The sequence below is a fragment of the uncultured Intestinimonas sp. genome (assembly GCF_944387245.1).
Classification (GTDB): Bacteria; Bacillota; Clostridia; order Oscillospirales; family Oscillospiraceae; genus Intestinimonas.
This window is the reverse complement of the sequence record NZ_CALXEE010000133.1, coordinates 1-3,252: the sequence shown is the minus strand read 5'-3', so window position 1 is coordinate 3,252 and position 3,252 is coordinate 1. Positions and strand designations below refer to the sequence as shown.

The 3,252-nt window shown below is 69.6% G+C and carries 2 protein-coding genes; both read right to left on the bottom strand.

Features of this window, described 5'->3' with window-relative positions; translation table 11 throughout:
* Positions 1 to 12 precede the first annotated feature (12 nt).
* Positions 13 to 483 (bottom strand): hypothetical protein, encoded by a 471-nt coding sequence (locus tag Q0K15_RS11025; protein WP_294515894.1) that lies wholly within the window; start codon positions 481 to 483, stop codon positions 13 to 15.
* A gap of 12 nt (positions 484 to 495) precedes the next feature.
* Positions 496 to 3,252: phosphoribosylformylglycinamidine synthase (locus Q0K15_RS11020; protein ID WP_294515893.1), on the bottom strand; the 2,757-nt coding region annotated here is incomplete at its 5' end.

The window sequence follows — 3,252 nt, the reverse complement described above, 5'->3', positions numbered from 1 at the left end:
GCGGTGGTGTGGTCAGCGGGCCGAGAGGGCCTTCCAGAGCTTTTTCTGGTTGGGCATCATCTGCCGGGGCGGGGTCTGCTTGCCGTACCGCTGGGCCAGATCCAGCCGGTCACCGGGAGAGAGGAGGGGGGGCAGGGGCAGGCCGCAGCCCTCCAGGGCCAGCAGGGTGTAGGTCTCCGGCATGGTGGCCGGCCTGGGGTAGAAGAGGAGCCGCTCCAGGCCCCGGAGGGCGGCCGCCTGGGCCTCGGGGCCGGGACGGGCCTGGACGGCCAGGACCAGGGTCTCCACGTGGCCGTTCAGGAGGGGGAGGTAGCGGGCCATCAGGGCGTCCAGGCCGGGGTGGTAGCTGTGGCCGGAGAACATGCTGGCCAGAATGCCCTTGGGGTCCTCCGACCGCCTGGCCGCCGGCAGCTCCTCCAGGAGGGCGTCGTAGCAGTCCTCCAGGGCCTTCAGGGCCTCGGAGGGGGTAAGTACTGTATCCATAGGCGATACCTTTTACGCGAAGTAGGCGGCGCCGCTCTCGAAGATGGGCTGGAACTTGTCGCCGGGGATGTTCTTGGCCAGGTGCTCGCCACGGCGCTCGGAGTGGCCCATCTTGCCAAAAACCCGGCCGTCGGGGGAGAAGATGCCCTCGATGGCGCAGAGAGAGCCGTTGGGGTTGGCGGAGATGTCCATGGAGGGCTCGCCGGAGAGGTCCACATACTGGGTGGCCACCTGGCCATTGGCGATGAGCCGGTCCAGCAGGGGCTGGGGGGCCACGAACTTGCCCTCGCCGTGGGAGATGGGGATGGCGTGGAGGTCGCCCACCTGGCTCTTGAGCATCCAGGGGGAGCGGACGCTGGCCACCCGGGTGGTGACGTACCGGCTCTGGTGGCGGCCGATGTCGTTGAAGGTGAGGGTGGCGCACTTGTCGTCCATGGAGGGACGGATCTCGCCGTAGGGCACCAGTCCCAGCTTGATGAGGGCCTGGAAGCCGTTGCAGATGCCCAGCATCAGGCCGTCCCGGTTTTTGAGCAGGTGGTGGACGGCGTCGGTGAGCCGGGGGTTCCGGAAGAAGGAGCAGATGAACTTGGCCGAGCCGTCGGGCTCGTCGCCGCCGGAGAAGCCGCCGGGAAGGACGATCATCTGGGCGCTCTGGATGGCCTGCTCCAGGGCCTGGGCCGACTGGGACAGGAGGTCGGAATTGAGGTTGCGCACCACCACGATCTCCGGCTCGATGCCGGCCCGGAGGCAGGCCCGGGCGGTGTCGTACTCGCAGTTGGTGCCGGGGAAGACGGGGATGACGGCCTTGGGCCGGGCGGTCTTGTGGCGGCACACGGCGGGGGAGGGCTCGGCGCAGCTGATGGTGGGCACGTCGCCGGCGGCGTCGGTGCGGGTGGGGTAGATGTTCTCCAGCACGTCCTCGGAGACGGCGAGCAGCTCGTCGATGGGGGCGGAATCGTTGGGCAGAGAGACGATGGGCTCATTGGAGGTGTAGCCCAGCAGGGTGGCGCCGGGTACGGGGCCGTCGCACTCGGCCACAATGGCGCCGGGGGTGGTGATCCAGAAGGGGTCCCGCTCCAGGCGGGCGTCGGAGGTGAAGCCGATGCGGTTGCCGAAGGACATCTTGATGACGGCCTCGGCGCTGCCGCCGGCGGTGACCGCCCAGGCGGCCTTTACGTGACCGGCCAGGCACAGCTTGTGGAAGTCCATCCACAGGGCCTTCAGGTCGCCGTAGTCGCCGCTGAACTTGGGCTGGAAGAGGTAGACCGGGTGGCCGGCCGCCTTGAACTCAGGGGTGATGACGTTCTGGGCCTTCTCCGGGGCGATGGCGAAGGAGATGAGGGTGGGGGGCACGTCCAGGCCCAGGAAGGAGCCGGACATGGAGTCCTTGCCGCCGATGGCGGCCACGCCCAGGCCGATCTGGGCGGTGAAGGCGCCCAGCAGGGCGGCGAAGGGCTTGCCCCACCGGACGGGGTCATTGCGCAGCTTCTCAAAGTACTCCTGGAAGGAGAGGTAGGCCTTGGCGGGGTCGCAGCCGGCGGCCACCAGCTTGGCCACCGAGTCGATGACCGACACGCCGGCGCCGTGGAAGGGGTCTTTCTCCATCCACCGGGGGCGGAAGCCCCAGGCCATGACGGAGCAGGTGTCGGTCTCGTGGCCAGGGTCCACGGGCAGCAGGGCGGCCATGGCCTGGGTGGGGGTAGTCTGGGTCTTGCCGCCGAAGGGCATGAGCACCGAGGCGGCGCCGATGGTGCCGTCAAAGCGCTCCCCAAGGCCCCGCTGGAGCCCCAGGTTCAGGTCGGAGCACAGCTCCCGAAGGCCCGCGCCGGCGAAGGGCAGACCCATCTCTGCCGGGGGGACCACCACGGTGGTGTGCTTGTCGGCGCCGTTGGAGGAGAGGAACTCCCGGGACAGGTCGGCGATGACGGCGCCGTTCCAGTGCATGACCATCCGGGGGGACTCGGTGACGGTGGCCACGACGTAGGCCTCCAGGTTCTCGGCGCTGGCGGCGGCGATGAAGGTCTCCACGTCGCCCTCGGCCACCACCACGGCCATGCGCTCCTGGCTCTCGGAGATGGCCAGCTCCGTGCCGTCCAGGCCGTCATACTTCTTCCGCACGGCGTCCAGATCGATGTCCAGGCCGTCGGCCAGCTCGCCCACGGCCACGCTGACGCCGCCGGCGCCGAAGTCGTTGCACCGCTTGATGAGGCGGGTGACCTCAGGGTTGCGGAAGAGGCGCTGGAGCTTGCGCTCCTCGGGGGCGTTGCCCTTCTGGACCTCGGAGGCCATGGTGTCCAGGCTCTTGAGGTCGTGGCTCTTGGAGGAGCCGGTAGCGCCGCCGATGCCGTCCCGGCCGGTGCGGCCGCCCAGGAGGATGACCTTGTCGCCGGGGGCGGGGCGCTCCCGGACCACGTTGGAGGCCGGGGCGGCGCCCACCACGGCGCCCACCTCCAGGTGCTTGGCCACGTAGCCGGGGTGGTAGATCTCGCTGACCAGGCCGGTAGCCAGACCGATCTGGTTGCCGTAGGAGGAGTAGCCCGCCGCGGCGGTGGTGCACAGCTTCCGCTGGGGCAGCTTGCCCTCCAGGGTCTCGCTCAGGGGCGTGCGGGGGTCGCCGCAGCCGGTGACTCGCATGGCCTGGTAGACATAGGACCGGCCGGACAGGGGGTCACGGATGGCGCCGCCGATACAGGTGGCCGCGCCGCCGAAGGGCTCGATCTCGGTGGGGTGGTTGTGGGTCTCGTTCTTGAACATGAGGAGCCAGTCCTG

Bases quoted from the DNA above. Each gene is read 5' to 3' on its own strand.
- Q0K15_RS11025 (WP_294515894.1), bottom strand. From the start codon at position 483: ATGGATACAGTACTTACCCCCTCCGAGGCCCTGAAGGCCCTGGAGGAC.